We start from the raw sequence: 18,855 nt of genomic DNA, 5'->3' as shown, positions 1-18,855 counted from the left end.
CCGTGCCCGAAGTCGCGGACGTGTTCCGCGCGCATGGGCCCGTGTGGCGACAGACCGCACAGCTGAGTCTGGGACAGCTGAAGGTCATGTCGGCGATCGAACAGTGCCGCAGCGCGGCGCTGGGTGGTCACGTGTTGCGCTGTTCCGGCTGCGAGCAGATCGAGGTTGCCTACAACTCCTGCCGTAACCGCCATTGCCCGAAGTGCCAGGCGAGCGCCGCGCACCGTTGGCTCGAAGCACGTCAGGCCGATCTGCTACCGGTCGAGTACTACCATGTCGTCTTTACATTGCCCGCCACGATCAGCGCGATCGCCTGGTACAACAAAGCGGTGCTCTACGGCCTGCTGTTCGACGTTGCCGCCGAAACCCTGCGCACTATCGCCGCCGACACAAAGCATCTGGGCGCGCAGGTCGGCGCGACACTCGTGCTGCACACGTGGGGCTCGGCGCTCACGCACCATCCTCACGTACACGGCATCGTTGCCGGCGGAGGCCTCTCGCCAGACGGTGAGCGGTGGGTCGCCTGCCGGCCCGGCTTCTTCCTGCCGGTACGTGTGCTGTCGCGGCTGTTCCGGCGGCGCTTCCTGGAAGAGCTCACCCATGCACATCGCCGGGGCCAGTTGCGTTTCTTTGGTGAGTACGCCGGGCTTGCCGATCCCACTGCCTTCGCACAGTGGCTCGCGCCGCTGCGTACGTGCGAATGGGTCGTATATGCGAAGCGCCCGTTCGCGGGACCGAAAGCGGTGCTTGCGTATCTGTCGCGCTACGCGCATCGCGTGGCCATCTCCAATCAGCGGCTCATAGCACTCGACGAACGCGGCGTGACCTTCCGATGGAAGGACTATCGGGCCAGCGGCCGCACACGCCAGAAGACGATGACGCTTGAGCCACGGGAATTCATGCGGCGTTTCCTGCTGCATGTACTGCCTGTCGGCTTCCATCGGATTCGCCACTATGGTCTGCTGGCCAATCCCGTGCGTCGGCAGAATCTGGCTGCGATACGGGCGCTGCCAGACGTGCCAGCTTCCATTATTGTGAGCGAAGGTCCGTCACCGGGCACTCCCGCCCCGAAGTTCGTCTGCCGGCATTGCGGCGCGCCGATGATCATCATCGACATCCTCCTGCGCAGCCACCCAATTCGCGCTCCGCCCACTTGCCGAAGCAACGTATGAAGACGAATCACCCTGGCTGTCCAGACCGACTGTCGGCTCTTCGGCAACGAGCGCCAGGAGAAGACGCTTGTGCCTGTCGTTACCAGCAGACCTTGCCGCGCTCGCGACACCTCTACAGACGTGCAGCATGGATGCAGCAGAATATTTACGTGACCACCAAACCCTCGCTTCGACTGAAGATTGTGAGTCTCCGCAGTTCATGAGAGCACTTAAATCCCCATAGCTGCGCAATATTCCTGCCGTCCTGGACCACTCCGCGGTTTCCTCCCTCGAGCGTTGTCCAACGCCTGCCCGCATGCCTCGTCGTGTACTCACGCGGTGGCAGACATGGGCAGGCGTCGAACAACGCTTAACACATGAGGTCGGGAGTACGCACTGGCGACTGGCCGTTTCCAGGCAGCGAAATCACTGACCGCTTTCGGGCGATGCATGTGACGAGCGGACTGACGCAGCCCGACCCGTTGCCGTCGTTCAACCGAGCGCGGCTCTGGCGGCCGCTTCAGGTGAAACGGCGCTTGGCCTTTTTGCCTCGCCAGACACCGTAGCACAGACGCGAACGGACAGAATGGCGGACAACCCGACGATGCCGTCGGTGAATCATCATCCTCCCGGCTCAGTGACCCAGACCGCGGCTGGCGATCTGCTGCTCCACGTACTGGGCGAACAACGCGTGCAGATGCGTCGTCGGATGAAGGTCGTCGGCGAACATGTACGTCTGGTCCGCGTTGGCGGTCACGTAGGTTCGCGGCGAGCACAGCAATGCCGTGGCATGGGGCGTTTTCGTAGGGTCGCAGGCGACGCTGGTGTTCGACACGGCGAAGCCATTGGCCTGAAAGTTCGCGACGATCTGGTTCACCCAGCTATAAGAATCGATCTGGATGACCTTGCCTTGCAGGCCATTGCTTTGCAAGGCCGCGTTCAGGCTACCGTTGAAGAGTTGCGACAACTGGGCAAGGTTGGCCCCACCGTCGGCCGACGCAAGCCCCTTGGGCGCCAGACCGATGTTTGGAACATTGACCACCACGATATGCGTGGCGCCGTTCTGTGCAATCTGCCTGACCACCTCGGCCAAAGTGGTAGCCGCCGTCTCCACGGTCTGCGCAGCGGCCGGCAGCGCCCCGGCGCGAAGCACATCGTTCGCGCCGGCCCAGACGAGCACCAGTTGATTCGTGTTAAAGCTCCCGTGAGCGGCCAGATAGCGCGACACCTGCTGATTGACGGGCATTTCGACGTCGCCGATCACGTCGGTTAGAAAGTCGGACTGGTTTGCCGGCGTTGCCACCGTGGCACCACCTTCCGCATAGCTGAGGCCGCTCTGCGCACTGAGCTTATGCGTGAGGTCGATCGTGTACGCAGCGCTTAGCGTATCTCCGTAGTATTGCGCAACATCCTGAGTCCACACTTGTCCAGGATTGGTCGTGAAACGCCCCCCGCCAACCGCGCTTGCGATCGGTGCATAGGTGCCGACGTCCGAAAGACTGTCGCCGAACGAGACGATCTGCAGATTGATGCCGCCTGCAGGTGTGGCCGCGCTGCCATTACTCGAACTGCCTCCGTTCCCGCCGCATGCCGAAAGCAGTGAGATCGCCACGGCAAAAATTGCAGCACGTACCTTGTTATTTATTCCTCGCATCGCTACGCCTCCTTAACGGCTCGGCAGCTGAGCAACATGGCGCCCTGTCGCGTGTCGCTCTCCTGATAAGAATCTCTCGCAGCAAAAAGTGTGCGCGATCGCGGTTGGACACGGGCGTACCACACACGGTGTGAGCCTGGCCGTGAAGGTCGATGCAGAGCAAGACATCATTGCTCGCCGTTAAGCCGAAACGCTGTGAAATGAAACAGGTGCTGCCCGGTCGTCGAAATATCTGAACAACGTGATCGAGCAGGACCATCGCCACATAAAATCCAGAACGAATGTGATGCTCGGTTTCAAACGGTTCAGGAGCGCCGCGATCACGATTTCAGGCATCGAGCTGACGCATCGAATTCGCAAGGGCCAGTTCGATCTCGCGAAGCTCGGCCTCAAGGATGCCGCTGCGCCCGCCGTATGGAATGCTGTCCTGTCCACTCGATAAGGTATCCTGCCTATAGGAAACTTCTCAATCGGGTTACCTATTTGCACCAGAACCATCCATACTTTGGGCATGCTGGCGAGGCGAGCAATGGCTGAGCAACGGACAGCCCGGCAACCAGGCGCGAAGGAGCGGAATAAATAGCAGACGAGGAGCCATGATTGAAGGCGATGCCAGCTGGAACAGAGAGGATCCGAAGCGGTCTGTGGCCTGCGTCTCGCGGCAGTCGGCCGAGGGACTGTGGAAACGGTTTTCGTATGGCTGGAAACGAACTCGCCAGCCCGATCAATCGTGGTCGCCAGTCCGGGCACACGCTAACGTAGGCGCTGGGGTGCAACCGGAGACGGCGTGACTTCGCGTGACCATCGACGCCGTCCGCTCCATTCACGCTTACGCTGCCATCACGTGACGAGCGTGGGGAGTCGGGTCAATTGTCGCGCTGGCCGCCTTCGCCAGGCCGTACCCTTGCTGTCGCTGCGCGTGCGCCACGCGATCGCGCTCCGCTTGCACGGCGGCCGTGGCGTCGACCGGGTCGTCGCGCTGCCGCATCACCAGTACACGTTCCCCAGCGCTACGAGCGCAAAAAGCAAGCGCCGCGATCTGGGCGGGCGCACTGGCCGGATCGAGAATGATGACTCTGCGGGCGATAGCCAGCAGCGCAACCAGAAGCACCGTTTTGACCTGCACGATGTGATCGCGCCGCGCCATCACGCGCGTAATTGAATGTTTGAATTCCATAGCGATCAGCAGCGTCATGACCATGCCGAAGATGGTCTGACATACCGCGTGATCCAGCGGGTTCAGCGCGTCCGAAACCAGCAATGAAATCACGGCGCCAATCAACTGCCACAGCGACACGAGAACGATGATAGAAATCACGACGCTCAGCACATGCGCGACAAGCTGCTCGACTCGTTGATAAAGGGTGAGCATGTCCCACTGCAGACGCAACGCATCGAGATCCTTGCGCAGCAGCTTTTCTTTTTTTTCATGATTCGGCTCCCGGGCGGCCATCGCTGCGCCGCGAACGCACGACGCGCGTGCAGGGATTGCATATGCGCCGTGCACAGTTCATTCGACGGTCGCGTAACGCACACGCTTCGGTCCTTCGCGTTTGCGCGGGTTCTTTGCGGATAGCTGCCCAAAGCAGAACTGACGTATTCAGTTATTGATAACAAAGGTCGAACTATTTCGCGCTTCGGATACAGGGTACCTGTCATATGTTGGAAGAGGTACCAAGCTTGAAGTAGCAGGTTCCCGCACTGTACCCCGACGAACGAAATATGGAATACGCCATTTGGGTAGCGCGCATCAGGGATTACGTCACCAACCGCCCCACCCACGATGCGCCGAGCGGTTGTCAACCGCTCATACGATCTGTGCAGGTCTTAGGAGGCATCGCGTGACGCACGATGCAGCCTCGCACGCGTCACGCGCGGCCTTTTCCCCTTGGTCCGCTTGCGTATGTTGGATAACAAACAACCAGTCTCCATCGCGGGCGGGTGTCGCCTGCTTCAAGACCACAACTTGGGCCTAGCACGTCGAGTATCTTCTTTTTGGCCAGCTCACCAGCAGCTCATCAGTTGCGGACACCCGCTTCAGCTACGATGCGGGCTGACCTGGAGAGGATCGGGCCTTTGCTTCTTTCGGCTTTGCGCATTCTTCCAAAGAGCAGCTTTGCGGCCCGCCCTCCCTTGATGCAGTCCGCAGAAGCGAGCGATTATCCGAACATCTCGGGATTAGCGACTAGACTTAAAGCATCGTCGGCGCATGCTCAGGCAGGAGGAACGTATGCGCGATTCAGTCACGATCCGGACGTGCGACCGAAGGGAGGCAGACCGATGCCGAAGACCGTTCGAACCGCTGAGCGAATTCGCGACGAACTGCAGAACCGCATGACGAAAATCGCCGCTGGCGTGCCGGGAGCTTTGCGCGTGCGCATACCGCTACCAGAGCGGCATCCGCCCGATGCATCCGGCCCCAACTGGAACCTGGTGCCGCTCAATGACCTCGGCGCAGATTGCGCACATCATGTCCGGAAGGTGATCGAAGACATGCGTACCGAGTTCGTGCTTCCGGATTGACGCCTTGATACGGAACCGGAGCGGCTCATGCAAACGCACGTATTTGAGCATCGAGGCTACGAGATCGTGGTAGAGCCGGAGCAGAACGCGTATGGGGCGTGGCAGGCGAAAGTGAGAGTGCGCCATGCCGATAGCGCCGTGGCCGAATTCCGTCCGGATACGGTTCAGCCGGAATGGCTTGCGCAGGAGGAGGCGGTGCGGGACGGCATCGAATGGGGCATGCGTTTTGTCGATCGCAAGCTCCAAGAATCGCACGATCAGACGTGATGGAAAATCAGCGCAAAGGAAACAAACCCGGCAGGGTCGCGAAAGACGCTACTCTCCGATGCGCTTACGGTGCACGGATATGGGCAACCGCCGTTATTCTGGCGGGGGGCGCCTACTTGTGAAGCGCGTGAAACGAAAGAAAAGTCGCTAACCTCCTCAAAGGTGGATAGCATTTTCATGGTCACCATTATGGACGCATGCGCAGCGCAAATGGATACGCGATACGCGACTTCCTGCATCGCTGCGACATACCGTTCGAATGGGTAGAATTGGGCAGCGATAAGGAAGCGGAGGAACTGGCGCACGTGCAGCATCTTCGCGATTCGCGCTTGCCGGTCTGCATTTTCCACGACGGCACGCGGCTCGAATGTCCCACCATCCGGCAAATCACCGAGAGGCTCGCCTGGTTTGCAAGTCCATCCCGTGAGGCCTACGATCTTGCGATTTACGGCGCAGGACCGGCGGGAATTGCGCGCGGCGGTGTACGGTGCATCGGAGGGCCTGCATACCATACCGGTGGAGCGCTGGGCACTGGGCGGACAGGCAGGCAGCAGTTAGAAGATCGGGAGCTATCTGGGCTTTCGACAGGGCGTCAGCGGCGCAGAGCTCGCTGAACGGGCGCGCGTTCAGGCCATTAAGTTCGGCGCCGAAATCCTGCTGGCGCGCGCCGGCGTGCACGCGGAGTTTCCACCAGGCCTTGGCATCGTGTACCTGGAAGACGGCACACGTATCACGGCGCGCACGTCTATCTGCGCGACCGGCGTGGCATATCGCACACTGGCTCTGGCGGGTGAAGAGCGCTTTCTCGGCACGTCTGTATGCTCGTGCGTGCCACATCGCTTAAGAACACGTTGTCCCAGTACCTGGTGGATCGCATCACGTCGGCGCCGAATATCGAAGTGCGTACGTGCACCGAAGTCACCGCGCTCGCAGGCAATGACGTGCTGGAGGAGATCACGCTGACCGATGTCCGCACCGGCCGGCAAAGCACGGTAAGGACGAATTGGCTATTCGTCTGCATTGGCGGGGTGCCGCAGACCGAATGGGCGCAGGAGGTCGGCATTGTCCGCGATGAAGGCGGCTATCTTGTGACCGGTCCCGACCTGCAGGAATATCGGGCGAATTTGAACTGGCCGCTGGAACGCGCGCCGCTGCATCTGGAAACATGTGTGCCCGGCGTATTCGCAGCAGGCGACGTGCGTCACGCGTCGATCAAGCGCGTGGCGTCGGCAGTCGGCGAGGGAGCAATGGCTGTCGCGCTGGTGAATCGCTATCTCAATAGCGCCTGAGCGAACGCGCGGCCCTGATCCGCGCGCGTCTCGCGTACCTTGTCCGAGGAGGACGATCATGACCCCTGGTTGCACGCACCAAGGCGCGGCCCGCATTTTCCACACGTCCATCGACTATTGCGAGGACTGCGTGGAGCTCGGCCAGCCGTGGGTACATTTGAGGCTTTGTCTTTCATGCGGACACGTCGGCTGTTGCGATTCGTCGCCGAACCGGCATGCAAGCAAACATTTTCACGCGACCGGCCATCCGCTGGTACGTTCAATCGAACCCGGCGAAACGTGGATCTGGTGTTATCGCGACGAGATCGTCGTAGGTGAACTTGAATCGTGACGGCAACACCGGCCGCATGTGCGGCCGGCGTTGCGTTCTTCAGCATGCCGGTGTCACGCATGCGCCGGTGCTTGCTTCGGCGCCTCGCTTGGCGCTTCCGTAGGCGCTGCTCCTTTCTGCACACGCACCGAACGCGTACCCGAGTCGTAGGTCATTGTGACCTTGTCGCCGTCGCGCACGTCGCCTCGCAGCATCGCATCGGCGAGTTGCGATTCCACTTCAAGCCGAATCTTGCGTTTGAGCATCCGGGCGCCGAACTCGGGGTCATAGCCGATCTTCGCGAGGTAATCGCGCAACGCATCGTCGAACGACAGATCGATGCCCTGGGCCAGCGCCGTACGCCGTACACGCGCGAGTTGGAGATCGACGATGCTGCGAATCTGCTCCTTGCCGAGCGCATGAAACACAACCACCTCATCGACGCGATTGAGAAACTCCGGCCTGAAATGATGCCGCAGGATCTCCATCAACCGGTCGCGCAGTTCAGGATAGTCGAGCTGCTTCGAGTCGGCCTTCATGTTGTCCTGGATCAGCTGTGAGCCGACATTGCTCGTCGCGATGATGATCGTGTTGGTGAAATCGACCAGACGTCCCTTGCCGTCGGTGAGCCGCCCTTCGTCGAACAGTTGCAGCAGAAGGTTGTGCACCTCCGAGTTCGCCTTTTCGATTTCGTCGAGCAGCACCACGCAATATGGCCTGCGCCGCACGCGCTCGGTGAGTTGCCCGCCTTCCTCGTAGCCGACATATCCGGGCGGCGCGCCAACCAGCCGTGCCACCGTGTGACGCTCGGAATACTCGCTCATGTCGATGCGCACCAGCGCGTTCTCGTCGCCGAACACCGAAGCGGCAAGCGCCTTTGCGAGTTCGGTTTTGCCCACACCTGTAGGCCCAAGAAAGAGGAAGCTCACAGTCGGCTTGCCGGCTTCCGTCAAACCGGCGCGCGAAAGCCGCACGGCTTTGGCGACCGCGGAGACGGCTTCATCCTGGCCGACCACGCGCTCCTTCAGGCGGTCTTCCAGTCGCAACAACTTTTGACGGTCCTCAGCCGTGAGTTCAGATACCGGTACGCCCGTGAGCGACGAAACGATCTGCGCAATGTCCTCCGCCGTCACTTCCTGCGAACTGGTGCCGCGCTCCTTCTTCCACGTTTCAACGGCTTCATGCAGGCGCTTCTGTTCGGCGACGAGCTGTTCTTCCAGTTCCTTGGCCTTATCGAATTTCTTTGCAGCGCTGGCCGCGTCCTGTTCCTGTTTGATGCGGCGGATGCTCGCCTCGACATCGTGCAATGGCTGCGGACGCGAATTCGACGAAATGCGCACGCGTGCTGCGGCCTGATCCAGCAAATCGATCGCCTTGTCCGGCAAAAAGCGCGCGGCGATATAGCGGTCCGAGAGCTTTGCCGCAGCAACGACCGCCTCTTCGGTGATTTTCACCTTGTGATGCGCTTCGAGCCGGTCGCGCAGGCCACGCAGAATCTCGATCGTTTCCTCGACGCTCGGCTCAGGCACCATGATTGGCTGAAAGCGCCGCTCCAATGCAGAGTCTTTCTCGATGTACTTCTGGTATTCGTTCAATGTGGTCGCACCCACGAGGTGCAGCTCACCACGAGCGAGCGCGGGCTTGAAGACATTGCCGATATCCAGACCGCCTTCCCCGCCGCCCTGGCCGGCGCCGACAATGGTATGCAGTTCGTCGATAAACACAACCAGACGGTCCTGGTTCTCGATGATCTCGTCCAGCACCTGCTTCACGCGTTCCTCGAACTCGCCTCGATACTTCGCGCCTGCCACGACGCTGTTGATATTCAGTTCCACCACGCGCTTGCCGCGCAGCACTTCCGGTACCTGGTCCTGAGCAATGCGTTGCGCGAGGCCTTCGACGATAGCGGTCTTGCCCACACCCGGTTCGCCGATCAGCACAGGATTGTTCTTGCGCCGCCGCGCCAGCACTTCAATGGTGGTTTCGATTTCCTTGTCACGGCCGATCACCGGATCCAGCTTGCCTTGACGCGCAAGCGCGCTGAGATCGCGCGCGTACTTGTCGAGCGTGGGCGTGGTGGAGCGGCCTTCCATCTTGCCGTCTTCGGCACCCTTGCCGACCACCTTGACTGCTTTTTGACGCAGCGATTGCGACGACAGCCCGAGCTTGCGCAGCAATTCACCGGCAAAGCCGTCTTCTTCCTCGACGAGCCCAATCAGAATGTGTTCCGGTCCGACGTAGCTGTGGCCCAGTTCCAGCGACGCCTTCAACGCATTTTCCAGCGCACTTTTGGCGCGTGGCGACACACCGAACTGCTCGTTGTCGCTCGGTTCCTTGCGGGTGCCGCGAGGCGCGGTCTGGTCGATGGTCTTCTTGATCTCTTCTGGATCGAGCTTGAATTCGCGCAGGATTTCCTGCACGACATTGTTATCGGCGAGCGCCAGCAACAGATGTTCCGTATCGACCTCGTTCTTGCCGTATTCGGCGGCTGCTTGCGCCGCGGCTTGCAGGCGGTCCAGACCGCCCTCGCTCAGGTACGTCTGCAGGTCGACCGCTTCGCGCGCCCGGCGATGCCGGCGCGTGCGGCCGCCAAGCTGTGCGCCCGCTGAATCGCCGGCTTGCCCGCTGCCGGTGCCTGTGTCCTGATCCGCGCCGCCGGATTGTCCCGGCGCGCGTCTGACGCGTGACCGGCTACCGCGGCCGTCTTCCATCTGTGGCCACATGTCGTCGAACAGACTGTCGAAAAGTCCGCCGTGAAAGAGGGACTCGAGCGGCGACAGGCGGCGCTGATTGCGCGCCATAAACTCCATGTAGTGCTCATCGCACAGCATCAGCTGACGGCGTTGACCGTTTTCGGTGATCGTGATCTGCGAGGTCGCGGGCTTTCCGCAAACACTGCACTTGGCCATGATGATCTCCTGTTCGTCCGTGAGCGCATCGCTTCCCGGGCGGGTAAGGGGTGGGTGGAAAATACCTGTTGCGCTGCTTATTCCGATGCCGCCTTGTTTGCGCGCTGGACTTGCACTGCACTCGAAACGACGCAATCGGGTGGGCGGCGTCGATTGATCTGTTGTTCGCGGCACCCCGTTCCTCTAGCCGTGCGCGCAGGAACGCATCGGCATGCTCAAGGCCGTGCCGCACGGTGGCTTCGTCCGTGCCGAGGCCTATCGCCACTTCCGCCAGCGGCACATCGTCCACTTGTACTGGCAGCACCGTGAGCCGCCACGCGTTGGGCAACTGGCCCAGCAGCATGCCCGTGAGCGAGCGCACTTCATGCTCGCTCGCTGCCTCTTCGGGCTGTTCGTCGCTGCTGGGCAGCACATCTTCGAGCTTGAGCGCGTCATCCGGTTGCCAGAATCCAAAAGTCTGCTGATCGCCTCGTCGATTTGGTCTGGGGTCGGAACGAGCGTAGCGGCGCCGCGAGATTCAGGCGAAATCCGTCTTCCTACGTCGCGTCGGCCGCGCACTGCTTCGTCGTGCGGTACCGACAGCACGAGGCGGTGCAGCGTGCCTCTTCAATGGATATGCCTGGATGCCCGCGAACGCGCTGAAATCGGCAACGCATTCGGCTTCTTCTCCGGCCGCCCGCAAGGTAGTGGTAGTATCAGCCGCAGCTTCACGCGATAAGTGTCGCCGGCGCGCAGCGTGTCCCTTTCGACACGCGCCCGCGAACTGATCAGTTCCGTCGAAAACGGGTGCAGATGCCGCTTTAGATGGTGCGCGGCCAGTACACCAATCTGCTGCTCGATGCTGACATGGGCCAAATCATCGCGACCGCGGAACATGACGGGTTGTCTCACGATAGGCCTGAGCGCGGAGTGCGGATTGTGTTATTTGATCTCGATGCGCCGCTTCGCTGCCGGTTCTCCGGCCGCTTTGGGGACGCGCAGCGTCAGCACGCCGTTTTCAAATCTGGCTTCCGCCCGATCGAGATCGACGCCCGCGGGCAGCGGGACCGCGCGCTGGAAGTGTCCAAACGACCGCTCGACCCGATAGCAACCCTGTTCTTCGCTCGTCGATTCGACGCGCTTGTCGCCGCTGATGATCAGCATGTCTTCAACCACTTCGAGTTCGACGTCGTCGCGGGTCATGCCTGGCAATTCGGCGACAACACGAAGTGCGTCGCCTTCGTCGGTGACATCGATCCGCGGTTGAAACTCGCTGGCGCTGAAGTCGCCGAACCAGCTTCCGAGCGGTCCACGGCCGCCGAACGGATCGCGTATCAATTCAGCGAACAGATGAATCGGATCAGGCAGCGGCCAGCTGGCAGGCGCACGTGATACCGGGGCAGCAGCGGCTGCCGTCGGTGTCCCGTTACCCGTTTGCGTGCCGGTCTGCGGCCCATTTTGCTGGGCGCTTTGCTGACCGGTGCCGGGCGCACCCGCGTCGCCCGATGCGATTTTTTGCGCGGGGTGCGACCGTGAAAACCGGAACGGATTCCATTTGTCAAGATCCAGAAGCATGTGATTCTCCTTACACGAAGTACGCCAGTGCGAGACCTGAGGCTGGACCACTGGGGATCACGGGCGGTCCATTCGACCTCCCGATGCGACATTGGCCGCGGGCTTGACCTTGCGACCCGCGCGCTGAACGGTGCACCTACGGATGCAATGGCGCGTGTGGCTCGCCGGTCAGTCCGTCATGGTGCCAGGCACGCGCACTGATGCCGAGTACGAACAGCAGCGCGCCCGTGAACAACGCATACACGCCGATCAGCCAGACAAGCGTGTTTGCGCCGATGACGGCGATCAGCACGAGTGTGGTAATTCGCGGCACTAACGCGGCTATCACACCAGCGCCGATGCTGCAGATGCCCAGCAGCAAGGGCACCCACCAGCTGGCGTGCGTCGAGCGGTAGCGGATGGCCGCGACAATCGCGACAACGCCGCCGGCGATTGCGTAGGCGCTAAAGAGGGTGATGAGCAGTAGCAGAGTGAGACCCGGCCAGAACAGCGCCAGAATGCCGAACAGCAGCGCTACCTAGTTCACCCATGTGGGACTCCAAGCTGTAGCGTCAGATGACGAACTTCAGTCTAGGCCGCACGCATCTGCGATTCTTTCGCGTTTCCGCCATGCGTTTCGCAATTCTGCGTTCATTCAGGACGCGTGCTGAACGGCATCCAGATTGGCATCGCGGATGCACCGAAATGACCCGATCCATCACCGTTTTTTTAAAGCGGCTCGCCGTGAGGAGTTCTAACACGAACTGATGCAGCGGACGGTCGGCATTGGCGTCTTCATTGCCGTCCCGGTGTCGCACCGTCAACCCAATAATTAAGGGAATGTCACGAAAACGAATCTGCTTGCATGGCTGCTCGTGTCGTCGCTGGGACTCCCTCTAGACGCGCACGCCCAGGTGGCGATCTTTCACCGCTTTTTTGATAGCCGCTCCCCGTGAGGCGTTCTAACATGAATTTACGCCGCGCACGGAATGGCACTAGCGTGATCATTGCTGCGGAGCCCAGCCGCTTGGTGTCAGCGTGGAAGAGTCAGGCGCGATCGTGGCAGGCTGGAGCGTGAGAAAGTCGATCATGGACAAGCCAGTCTCCAACGAGAAGGGTGAGCGTGTCGGCGTCGTTCACGACATTATCGTGGCACCGGACCGGTCGATATCGTTTGCAATCATCGCCGCGAACCAGTTGCTGGGGGTATCGCATCGAGACGTGGCCATTCCAGTCGAGCAGCTCGATTTCGTCAATGGCAAACTGGTGCTTGCCGGTGCGACGAAAGATGCGATCAAGGCGCTGCCCGAGTTTCAATATACAAAGGTACGCGCGACACCGAAACCAACGTCCGGCTACAGCAAGCATCACTGACATAGGTCTCGCATCCTCCATGGTGGCTGCATTGACGCGCGGCACATTTGTTCCGTGGGCAGCGCGCCGATGACTGCGCCGCTGGGTGTCTATTCGTCGTGCTGCGTGATCGCCGCCTGCTCTTCAGGCGATTTTCTCAACCAGCGCCGGTGCAACGCCCGTTCAATACTGCTGCCCACCGAGAGCAGCAGCAGGAGCAGGGCGGTGGCAATACCCGCAATCTGCCATGCGCCAATGCCGCACACAATGCCGAGCTCAGTTATTCCTGGCGCGGCGCAGTTGACCACGATCGCTGACAACGATCCCAAGGGGTGGGTCATCGCACTGAAACCGGGCATACTTGGGCAAGTCTCGGAGGAAGCGTTTGGGGCGGTCCCGAAATTTTCGAAGTCTTGGGATCCGTTCCTGCGCGAGGCCGCGGATGCACTGGGTGCTCTGGATAGTGCGGATCTTGTCGACGCTGCCTGCGCCGACGCTTTGCCGATGTCATCTCGGCGCACATCGCCGTGCGCTACGGGCACTGTGCTGGGGCAGTCGAGCCGGAGATGCCTCTTACCCGACAAATGCTGGCTCGCATTCAAGCCTTCGTTCATGACAACATAGCCGAAACCATTTCGGTCGAGCAACTCGCAGTTCTGGTGCACATGAGTGCTTCAAAGTTTGCGCGCGTTTTCAAAACGGCGACGGGCAACCCGCCCCATCGGTACGTGACACTCGAACGGGTGAAATTAGCAAGGACGATGCTGTGCGAGGAGACCATCCCGCTGGTTGACGTTGGCGCGCGCGCGGGGTTTCAGACCCAGCAGCATTTCACTGACGTGTTTCATCGATACACCGGTGTGACGCCGCGCGCATGCCGACTTGCCCACCGGAACGTCGGTAGCTGATTCATTTAGCGACGTTGCGGACAAAACAATAACCGCGGGACGCCAGCGCTCGCGCTTAAACCAGAGCGACAAGAGCTTCTCGAAGTAGCTTATCTGTTGTCTGCCTTGGCAGTGGACGGGTCAACGTTGATCGGGACCGTGGCCCGGCGTTTTCGTGTAGTACAAGATAAACGTGCAAGCTCAGGCGCATGTATCACCTCGCTGGATTGGTTTCGGGTCTCGGACCTGCTGGCCCTGGTCGTCTTGCCATGACTCGCACCTTCAACACAACCGTCGTGTCAGGCGATGCTCAGCCTCGAGAGCAGCGCTTCTGCTGCTGCTTCCGACGACGCGGGGTTCTGCCCCGTAATCAGGTTTGCCGCGACAACCACATGTGACTGCCAATCTGGCCCCTTCGAATACTTGCCTCCATTCTTCTTCAACATCTTCTCGACGAGGAAAGGCACTACGTCCGTAAGACCGACGGCCGCTTCTTCCGAATCGGCAAATCCGGTTACGGGCTTATTGCGGACGAGTGGAAAGCCATCAGGCAGCTTTGCATGACGTAGCGCACCGGGAGCATGGCAGACCGCGGCGACTGGCTTTCCCGCCGCATACATGGCTTCGATCAACGCGATCGACTGCGGATCTTCTGCCAGATCCCATAGCGATCCGTGCCCGCCGGGATAGAACGCGGCGTCATAGTCCGCAGCCGAGACAGTTGAAAGCTTCGCTGTATTTGCCAAAGCCGCTTGCACTTCGTTGTCCTTCTTGAGACGCCGGGTCGCTTCGGTTTGCGAGTCCGGATCGTCGCTCCTAGGGTCAAGGGGCGGCTGCCCGCCTTTGGGCGAGGCGAGTGTCATCTCGACACCTGCGTCCTTGAACACGTAATAAGGCGCGGCAAACTCTTCGAGCCAGAATCCGGTCTTTCGGCCCGTATCGCCGAGCTGGTCGTGTGAAGTCAGTACCACCAAGATTTTCATGACGACCTCGCGAGTCCGTTAAATTCGCGTTGCAATGGGCCGAAAAGGGGTGTCATCCACCCAAGTCATTCTGGCAGTATAGGCGGCTGTCAAGAGCACCGAGGGTGTTTCCGGTCTTAGGGCTGTGCCCTTTCCCACCCTCGGCCATTCGGTATGCAAGCGAGCCGCCCGGTCTCCAGCGGCCTGTCAGTAATCGATGGTGATCCGGTTGTCGACTCGCATCACACCGGGGGCAAGCCATGCAACCCGCTCGGCCTCCTCGCGCTCGGCCCACGAGCGGACCGAGCCACGCAGGACGACCTTATTGCCTTCGGCCTCAACCGTGATGTGCTGCGCGTCGATTTCCGCGTTGCGCTTGAACGCGTCCTCGATCTTGCGCTTGAGGTCCTCAGGCTTGACCTTCGGCTTGATCTCGATCTCGTTCGTCAGGCCGGTTACGCCGCTCACCCGCAGCGCCGTGTCGGCCGCACGGCGGCGCTGGTAGTCCCATTCGACTTCGCCCTTCAGCGTCACGTCTCCGTCCCTGACGACCGCCTTGATGGCGTCCGCCGCATCAGGCAGCTCGGCCTTCAGTTGGGCAACGATCTCGCGCGCGATCTCCGGATCGGGTCGCTTGTCGATCAGCGGCACTCGCACTTCCACGTCATTGGCGACGCCCTTCACGCCGCGCACGCGCGCCGCGTCCTCTTCGGCCTTGCGCCTTTGCCGGAAGCTGCGCGCGAAACCGGACAATGTGACCGCACCATCCTTGACCGCCACCCCGATATCCGATGAGTCGATGTCAGGATCCCACTTCAGTTCGTACTCCACATCCCGCTTGATGTCTTCGTCGGTTCTCATCGCTGCTCCTCGTCGGTTTGTTGATGGACTAACGCGCGCACGCGGGCCGCGTCCAGCGTCACACGCATCCCCGTCCACGGTAGGGCGCACCGGGCCGGTTTTCTTCCCTACGCCTGTGCAGTTTTTGCGGAATGCTGCTGCACGTTCATATGTGAAAGCCGCGCAGCAGGAACTGCAGAGATCCGACACGTCTCCGCAGGAATGAGAAAGAAGTGCAACCGGCAAGAGGCCAGTATTGATGTCATCTTCATCGGGCTAATGGCCCTGTCAACATCCGACGGTACGCGCGGCGCGGCACATGCAGGGCTCGCTGGCGCCGCCTCCGTTTTGCTGCGCGGTCCACCGGCTTGCGCGCGGCGCTGAGCATGAACTCAACCGTCCTGCCGCGGTCGGTCCTCGTTTATTTACCAGAAAAAAGGAGCAAATCGATGAGCGATCTGGTCGTTGTAGCTTTTAAAGGCGAAGAGACGGCCGACAAGGTGTTGACCAAACTCCACGAGATGCAAAAGGAGCACCTGATCGACCTTGAGGATGCCTGCGTCGTGGTCCGTAACGCGGAGGGCAACGTACACGTCAAGCAAGCCGTCGATCTCGTCAAGATCGGCGCGCTCAGCGGCGCGGCTTGGGGTGGTCTGTTTGGGTCGCTGGTTGGCCTGATGTTGCTCAATCCGCTCGCGGGGCTGGCGACAGGCATGGCCATCGGTGCTGGCACGGGTGCATTGTCGGGCGCGCTCTCAGACTATGGAATCGATGACGATTTCATGCGTTCGACGGGCCAGAACATCGAGCCGGGTTCGTCGGCGCTGTTCATCCTCGTGCGTCATGCGAATTTCGACAAGGTGCTGCCGGAGCTGAAGCCTTTCGGCGGAAAGGTACTAAAGACGTCTCTCACGAACGATCAGGAGGAAGGCCTGAGGAAGGCGCTAGAGAGCCTGAACCGCAGTGGCACGACAGCATGAGCACCCCTCGCTGCATCAGGGTTCTCATATTAAGTTCTGTTGAAGTTCGTATTTGGGTCGGATCGGCACCCCGACAATCTGCCGGACCATACCTTGTGGACGTCGATCACATCGACCCGCAGTTCGGCATTGGAGAGTGCTCCCGCTTAAGCTTCCGAATACTGACAGGACCGCACCTGAAGGCCGGAAAGGTCGAAAAATCAGCAATTAGCGAACTGAGCGTCGGCCGACCGTGCTGTAGCGGACGCTTCCTCGCTGGATGAGCTTCCCGGGGCAACAAGGTCGTCTTGAGAACACCGGGGCGCGCCGGACAAGCGGCCCGGCGAAGTCTCTTTCCGGTCGTGAACCAGGAGCGTAGAGCAACGGACTTTTAATATTGTTCGTCACCCGTTCGCATGCAGCACGGCGCGTCCGCTGCAGGGCGGTAGGCAAACAGGAAGCACCCCTCTTGTGTTGCTCGAAGCGGTCGCCCTCTCAGGGCTGGTCTATATGAATTGACCACGCATAAGATCGATATGTACTGAACGCATGGCACTCGACTTAAATGTCTGCGCTGGTCCTGGATCCAGGTCGCATGTAAAACTGAAGGGTCCAGTTCGGGACTGACCTTCGCAGGCGATGGACTCTCGCGCCACCCGACAGATCAGTGACGTCGATTTCGATGTCGTCGATGCCGCGATTTTCGATCTGCGCAGGAAGGTGGCGATCTCCGCCTGCAATAACCGTGATTGCATGCAGACAACGCCGCTGCAATAACGAAATGCCGCTGGTTCTCTTATGGAGCGCAACATGACGAAGGAAAGTCGCGTCGACATCCCGAAGTCGAAAGCCGGGGCGCAGGAAGCGCCGATGACCCTGGACGAACAACTGGACGAAGCGCTCGAAGAGACCTTTCCTGCGAGCGATCCAATTGCCGTTCACCCCGAGCCCGAGCAACGCGCGAAGAAGTAAACTCAATCGCCGTGGGTACTGGAAAGCCACAGAGCGAGCTTCTCGACGCGCTGCAAACAGCGTTTCCTGTGCGTAGATTTGTTCGACGCGCCCGAACAAGTCGGGAAGTCTTGTGATCCAACGTGCACATTTACCGCGATCGGGGCGACGCAGTTCGACCGCCGAGTAACTGCGGCGAACACGAAGCGTCCCGGGGGATGGCGCCAGCCCGATTTCATTGCGTTGACAATTCCGTTCGACGTTCGCAAAGTCGCCACGTTCATTCGCAAAGAAAGGATGGAATTGAAAGCAGCATTGCGCAATAACTGCGCAGGCGAAGGGAAGAAATGCACGTCGGCACGCTTTACGATGGGCCAATTCGTGCGGCGCAGGCGCAGCCCGCGTGCGCGCGTTAGTCCATCAACAAAGCGATAAGGAGCAGCGATGAGAACCGACGAAAACATCAAGCAAGACGTGGAGTACGAACTGAAGTGGGATCCGGACATCGATCCATCGGATATCGGGGTGGCGGTCAAGGACGGCGTAGTCACGTTGTCTGGTTTCGCGCGCAGCTGGAGGCAAAAGCGCAAGGCCGAGGAAGATGCGACGCGTGTCCACGGCGTGAAGGGCGTCGCCAATGACGTGGAGGTCCGGTTGCCTCTGATCAACAAGCGGCCCGATCCGGAGATCGTGCGCGAAATCATTGCCCAACTGAAGGCCGAGCTCCCTTATTCGGCGGACAACATCAAGGCGGTCGTCAGGGACGGATACGTGACGCTGAAGGGCGAAGTCGAATGGGACTACCAGCGCCGCCGTGCGGCCGACACGGCGCTGCGGGTGAGCGGCGTAACCGGCGTGACGAACGAGATCGAGATCAAGCCGAAGGTCAAGCCCGAGGATCTCAAGCGCAAGATCGAGGACGCGTTCAAGCGCAACGCGGAAATCGACGCGCAGCACATCACGGTTGAGGCCGAAGGCAATAAGGTCGTCCTGCGTGGCACGGTCCGCTCGTGGGCCGAGCGCGAGGAGGCCGAGCGGGTTGCATGGCTTGCCCCCGGTGTGACGCACGTCGACAACCGGATCAACATCGGGCGCTGACGGGCTAGAGACCGGTCGGTTCGCTCCCAACCGGTCATCGCGCTCGCTTCGGCGGTCTCTATCGACCCGAGTGCGCGATACAGCAAAGCCTTAACCGGCTTGGTTCGCGTCAAAGAGCCCTGCTGTGGCCCAGATTCGAACGGAGCGCAGCGCCTATGTCGTTTGCGCC

19 protein-coding genes and 1 pseudogene are annotated in these 18,855 nt (G+C 60.6%); 12 read left to right on the top strand and 8 right to left on the bottom strand.

All coding sequences use genetic code 11. The features are described from left to right. Nucleotides 1-2: 2 nt before the first annotated feature. The gene (locus RW095_RS08205; RefSeq protein ID WP_317015602.1) at nt 3-1,172 is read left to right on the top strand and encodes an IS91 family transposase; all 1,170 of its coding nucleotides are present in this window, start codon (nt 3-5) and stop codon (nt 1,170-1,172) included. A 613-nt stretch (nt 1,173-1,785) separates the two neighbouring features. On the opposite strand, the gene RW095_RS08200 is transcribed toward RW095_RS08205, so the two are convergent. Further along, nucleotides 1,786-2,805, bottom strand: coding sequence for an SGNH/GDSL hydrolase family protein (locus RW095_RS08200; protein ID WP_317015600.1), 1,020 nt, complete (start codon nt 2,803-2,805; stop codon nt 1,786-1,788). 217 nt (nt 2,806-3,022) lie between these two features. Between RW095_RS08200 and RW095_RS08195 the strand changes: the two are divergent. After that, nucleotides 3,023-3,247: pseudogene (locus RW095_RS08195) on the top strand (DDE-type integrase/transposase/recombinase); the annotation flags it as partial. A gap of 387 nt (nt 3,248-3,634) precedes the next feature. Here RW095_RS08195 and RW095_RS08190 read toward each other — a convergent pair. Then, a complete protein-coding gene (locus RW095_RS08190) occupies nt 3,635-4,258 on the bottom strand; it encodes a phosphate-starvation-inducible PsiE family protein (RefSeq protein WP_394365017.1) in 624 nt (207 codons plus the stop codon). A gap of 827 nt (nt 4,259-5,085) precedes the next feature. Here RW095_RS08190 and RW095_RS08185 point away from each other — a divergent pair. From RW095_RS08185 to RW095_RS08170, 4 genes are all read left to right on the top strand, one after another. Continuing rightward, nucleotides 5,086-5,328: a hypothetical protein gene (locus RW095_RS08185; RefSeq protein ID WP_317015599.1), complete on the top strand. Its 243-nt coding sequence runs from the start codon at nt 5,086-5,088 to the stop codon at nt 5,326-5,328. Nucleotides 5,329-5,355: 27 nt separating this feature from the next. After that, entirely contained in the window at nt 5,356-5,595 is a 240-nt protein-coding gene (locus tag RW095_RS08180; RefSeq protein WP_317015597.1) for a DUF6566 family protein, read from the top strand. Between the two features lie 818 nt (nt 5,596-6,413). Further along, nucleotides 6,414-6,884, top strand: a complete 471-nt coding sequence (locus RW095_RS08175; RefSeq protein ID WP_317015596.1) for an NAD(P)/FAD-dependent oxidoreductase — start codon at nt 6,414-6,416, stop codon at nt 6,882-6,884. Between the two features lie 58 nt (nt 6,885-6,942). After that, on the top strand, nt 6,943-7,215 hold the full coding sequence (locus RW095_RS08170; protein WP_317015594.1) for a UBP-type zinc finger domain-containing protein: 273 nt from the start codon (nt 6,943-6,945) through the stop codon (nt 7,213-7,215). A gap of 53 nt (nt 7,216-7,268) precedes the next feature. On the opposite strand, the gene RW095_RS08165 is transcribed toward RW095_RS08170, so the two are convergent. Further along, entirely contained in the window at nt 7,269-10,103 is a 2,835-nt protein-coding gene (locus RW095_RS08165) for an ATP-dependent Clp protease ATP-binding subunit (RefSeq protein WP_317015593.1), read from the bottom strand. Between the two features lie 211 nt (nt 10,104-10,314). On the opposite strand from RW095_RS08165, the gene RW095_RS08160 reads away from it, so the two are divergent. Next, nucleotides 10,315-10,821: a hypothetical protein gene (locus RW095_RS08160; protein ID WP_317015591.1), complete on the top strand. Its 507-nt coding sequence runs from the start codon at nt 10,315-10,317 to the stop codon at nt 10,819-10,821. A 203-nt stretch (nt 10,822-11,024) separates the two neighbouring features. On the opposite strand, the gene RW095_RS08155 is transcribed toward RW095_RS08160, so the two are convergent. Together RW095_RS08155 and RW095_RS08150 are read right to left on the bottom strand one after the other, a co-directional pair. Beyond that, nucleotides 11,025-11,657, bottom strand: a complete 633-nt coding sequence (locus tag RW095_RS08155; RefSeq protein ID WP_317015590.1) for an Hsp20/alpha crystallin family protein — start codon at nt 11,655-11,657, stop codon at nt 11,025-11,027. A gap of 136 nt (nt 11,658-11,793) precedes the next feature. Further along, the gene (locus RW095_RS08150) at nt 11,794-12,165 is read right to left on the bottom strand and encodes a DUF308 domain-containing protein (protein WP_317016652.1); all 372 of its coding nucleotides are present in this window, start codon (nt 12,163-12,165) and stop codon (nt 11,794-11,796) included. A 509-nt stretch (nt 12,166-12,674) separates the two neighbouring features. Between RW095_RS08150 and RW095_RS08145 the strand changes: the two genes are divergently transcribed. Then, on the top strand, nt 12,675-13,010 hold the full coding sequence (locus tag RW095_RS08145) for a PRC-barrel domain-containing protein (protein ID WP_394365016.1): 336 nt from the start codon (nt 12,675-12,677) through the stop codon (nt 13,008-13,010). Between the two features lie 89 nt (nt 13,011-13,099). Here the strand turns inward: RW095_RS08145 and RW095_RS08140 are convergent, their stop codons facing one another. Then, nucleotides 13,100-13,330 carry a hypothetical protein gene (locus RW095_RS08140; RefSeq protein WP_317015588.1) on the bottom strand — a complete coding sequence of 77 codons (231 nt, stop codon included), beginning with the start codon at nt 13,328-13,330 and terminating at the stop codon, nt 13,100-13,102. A 225-nt stretch (nt 13,331-13,555) separates the two neighbouring features. Between RW095_RS08140 and RW095_RS08135 the strand changes: the two genes are divergently transcribed. Beyond that, a complete protein-coding gene (locus tag RW095_RS08135; protein ID WP_317015587.1) occupies nt 13,556-13,897 on the top strand; it encodes an AraC family transcriptional regulator in 342 nt (113 codons plus the stop codon). Between the two features lie 278 nt (nt 13,898-14,175). On the opposite strand, the gene RW095_RS08130 is transcribed toward RW095_RS08135, so the two are convergent. Together RW095_RS08130 and RW095_RS08125 are read right to left on the bottom strand one after the other, a co-directional pair. Continuing rightward, a complete protein-coding gene (locus RW095_RS08130) occupies nt 14,176-14,859 on the bottom strand; it encodes a type 1 glutamine amidotransferase domain-containing protein (protein WP_317015585.1) in 684 nt (227 codons plus the stop codon). A gap of 186 nt (nt 14,860-15,045) precedes the next feature. Continuing rightward, nucleotides 15,046-15,699 carry a BON domain-containing protein gene (locus RW095_RS08125; RefSeq protein ID WP_317015584.1) on the bottom strand — a complete coding sequence of 218 codons (654 nt, stop codon included), beginning with the start codon at nt 15,697-15,699 and terminating at the stop codon, nt 15,046-15,048. A 365-nt stretch (nt 15,700-16,064) separates the two neighbouring features. Here RW095_RS08125 and RW095_RS08120 point away from each other — a divergent pair, with 365 nt between their 5' ends. The 3 genes from RW095_RS08120 to RW095_RS08110 all read left to right on the top strand — a co-directional run bounded on the left by RW095_RS08120 (nt 16,065) and on the right by RW095_RS08110 (nt 18,686). Then, complete coding sequence (locus RW095_RS08120; protein ID WP_317015582.1) at nt 16,065-16,658, top strand: DUF1269 domain-containing protein; 594 nt, start codon at nt 16,065-16,067, stop codon at nt 16,656-16,658. 789 nt (nt 16,659-17,447) lie between these two features. Beyond that, nucleotides 17,448-17,609: a hypothetical protein gene (locus RW095_RS08115; RefSeq protein WP_317015581.1), complete on the top strand. Its 162-nt coding sequence runs from the start codon at nt 17,448-17,450 to the stop codon at nt 17,607-17,609. A gap of 423 nt (nt 17,610-18,032) precedes the next feature. Beyond that, the gene (locus tag RW095_RS08110; RefSeq protein ID WP_317015579.1) at nt 18,033-18,686 is read left to right on the top strand and encodes a BON domain-containing protein; all 654 of its coding nucleotides are present in this window, start codon (nt 18,033-18,035) and stop codon (nt 18,684-18,686) included. Nucleotides 18,687-18,855 lie beyond the last annotated feature (169 nt).

This window comes from Paraburkholderia kirstenboschensis (genome assembly GCF_032806925.1).
Taxonomy (GTDB): Bacteria; Pseudomonadota; Gammaproteobacteria; order Burkholderiales; family Burkholderiaceae; genus Paraburkholderia; species Paraburkholderia kirstenboschensis.
This window is presented reverse-complemented; position numbering and strand designations above follow the sequence as displayed.

Bases quoted from the DNA above. Each gene is read 5' to 3' on its own strand.
- RW095_RS08170 (WP_317015594.1), top strand. From the start codon at position 6,943: ATGACCCCTGGTTGCACGCACCAAGGCGCGGCCCGCATTTTCCACACG.
- RW095_RS08175 (WP_317015596.1), top strand. From the start codon at position 6,414: ATGCTCGTGCGTGCCACATCGCTTAAGAACACGTTGTCCCAGTACCTG.
- RW095_RS08140 (WP_317015588.1), bottom strand. From the start codon at position 13,330: ATGACCCACCCCTTGGGATCGTTGTCAGCGATCGTGGTCAACTGCGCC.
- RW095_RS08165 (WP_317015593.1), bottom strand. From the start codon at position 10,103: ATGGCCAAGTGCAGTGTTTGCGGAAAGCCCGCGACCTCGCAGATCACG.
- RW095_RS08130 (WP_317015585.1), bottom strand. From the start codon at position 14,859: ATGAAAATCTTGGTGGTACTGACTTCACACGACCAGCTCGGCGATACG.
- RW095_RS08110 (WP_317015579.1), top strand. From the start codon at position 18,033: ATGAGAACCGACGAAAACATCAAGCAAGACGTGGAGTACGAACTGAAG.
- RW095_RS08160 (WP_317015591.1), top strand. From the start codon at position 10,315: ATGCTCAAGGCCGTGCCGCACGGTGGCTTCGTCCGTGCCGAGGCCTAT.
- RW095_RS08155 (WP_317015590.1), bottom strand. From the start codon at position 11,657: ATGCTTCTGGATCTTGACAAATGGAATCCGTTCCGGTTTTCACGGTCG.
- RW095_RS08190 (WP_394365017.1), bottom strand. From the start codon at position 4,258: ATGGCCGCCCGGGAGCCGAATCATGAAAAAAAAGAAAAGCTGCTGCGC.
- RW095_RS08180 (WP_317015597.1), top strand. From the start codon at position 5,356: ATGCAAACGCACGTATTTGAGCATCGAGGCTACGAGATCGTGGTAGAG.
- RW095_RS08115 (WP_317015581.1), top strand. From the start codon at position 17,448: ATGACGAAGGAAAGTCGCGTCGACATCCCGAAGTCGAAAGCCGGGGCG.
- RW095_RS08200 (WP_317015600.1), bottom strand. From the start codon at position 2,805: ATGCGAGGAATAAATAACAAGGTACGTGCTGCAATTTTTGCCGTGGCG.
- RW095_RS08135 (WP_317015587.1), top strand. From the start codon at position 13,556: ATGCCTCTTACCCGACAAATGCTGGCTCGCATTCAAGCCTTCGTTCAT.
- RW095_RS08185 (WP_317015599.1), top strand. From the start codon at position 5,086: ATGCCGAAGACCGTTCGAACCGCTGAGCGAATTCGCGACGAACTGCAG.
- RW095_RS08120 (WP_317015582.1), top strand. From the start codon at position 16,065: ATGAACTCAACCGTCCTGCCGCGGTCGGTCCTCGTTTATTTACCAGAA.
- RW095_RS08125 (WP_317015584.1), bottom strand. From the start codon at position 15,699: ATGAGAACCGACGAAGACATCAAGCGGGATGTGGAGTACGAACTGAAG.